1 protein-coding gene is annotated in these 1,411 nt (G+C 35.9%); it reads right to left on the bottom strand.

From position 1 onward, the window contains the following. The coding region (locus LX78_RS14865) for an HYR-like domain-containing protein (RefSeq protein ID WP_456243167.1) at nucleotides 1-1,411 on the bottom strand (1,411 nt) is incomplete at both ends.

Here is a 1,411-nt window from a genome sequence, read left to right as displayed (position 1 = left end):
ACCATTATTGTCTAACCAGTTATTTAAATCAGTAAGATTACCAGAACCATCACATTCAACTGTTTCTGGACTCGCTTGAGTAATTACAGGAGCAACAGTATCTTGTATTGAATATGAAGCAGTAGTTGAAGCAGTATTTCCACAAGCATCAGTAGCAGTAAAAATAACGTCAATAGCAGCTGAACAATCAGATGCAGAACCACCATAATTATTAGTCCAAGTTACTGTACCACAATTATCAGAAGCAGTTGCACCTCCATTATTAGCTAACCAAGCTTCAATAGCACCATTATTACCAGTTCCATCACATTCGATAGAAATGTTAGATGCTGGTGTGTCAATAGTTGGGTCAATAGTATCAGTTACAGTTATTGTTTGTGAAACAGACGAGCTGTTATTACAAGCATCTGTAAAAGTCCAAGTTCGTGTTATTATAACGTTACAAGGATTTGTATCATCAGTAGAATCCACTCCAACTACTGTAATGTTTCCAGAACAATTATCGTTAGCAGTTAACTCTACATTTGTAGGGACATCACCAATACACTCATAAGCAATATTTGCTGGTGCAGTTGGAGTTATAGGAGATTGAGAATCTACTATAGTAAATGTAGCACTAGTAGTTACAGGGTTGCCACAATCATCTGTAGCAGTAAAGATTACTGTTGCAGAACCAGTTTCTCCACATAAATCAGATAATGCTGTGAAATTGTTTGTCCAATTAACATTTCCACAAAGATCTGAAGCAGTAGCACCTCCATTATTATTCAACCAGTTATTTAAATCTGTTAAGTTTCCAGTTCCATCACACTCAACAGTTAAATCGGCTGCTTGAGTATTTATAGTTGGAGGTACTAAATCTAATATAGTAAATAATGCAGTTGTTGTACTTGAATTATTACAAGCATCAGTAGCAATAAAGCGAACTAAAGTTCTTGAAGTTTCACCACACTGATCAATAACATTCATTATTTCATAAGTCCAAGTAACAGCTGAACAATTATCAACAGCATTTGCACCTGCATTCGTGTTTAACCAAGCCTGGAATTCTGCTGTATTCCCTGTTCCATCACATAAAACCGTTTGGTCTGCACCAACTGTTGTTATAGTTGGAGCAATATTATCGTTTACAGAATAAGTGTATACCCAATCATGTGAATTTCCAGAACAATCAGTATATGTCCAAGTATATGTTTTATCACCAACACAAACAGGGTCTGCACTAACTATAGGTCCACTAGGAACTATATTATTTCCACAGTTATCGGAAACAGTAGGAGGTGTTGGAACAATTTGAGCGTCGTCAATACAGGTTACTAGAGTACCCTCATTATTTGGTAAATCAAAATCAACATAAGTAATAGTTACAGTATGCACATAATCTTGAGAGTTACCAGCACAATCCGTATAT

The organism is Xanthomarina spongicola (genome assembly GCF_003148645.1).
GTDB lineage: Bacteria > Bacteroidota > Bacteroidia > Flavobacteriales > Flavobacteriaceae > Xanthomarina > Xanthomarina spongicola.
The sequence above is the reverse complement of the archived record's forward strand: the minus strand, read 5'-3'. Positions and strand labels throughout refer to the sequence as shown.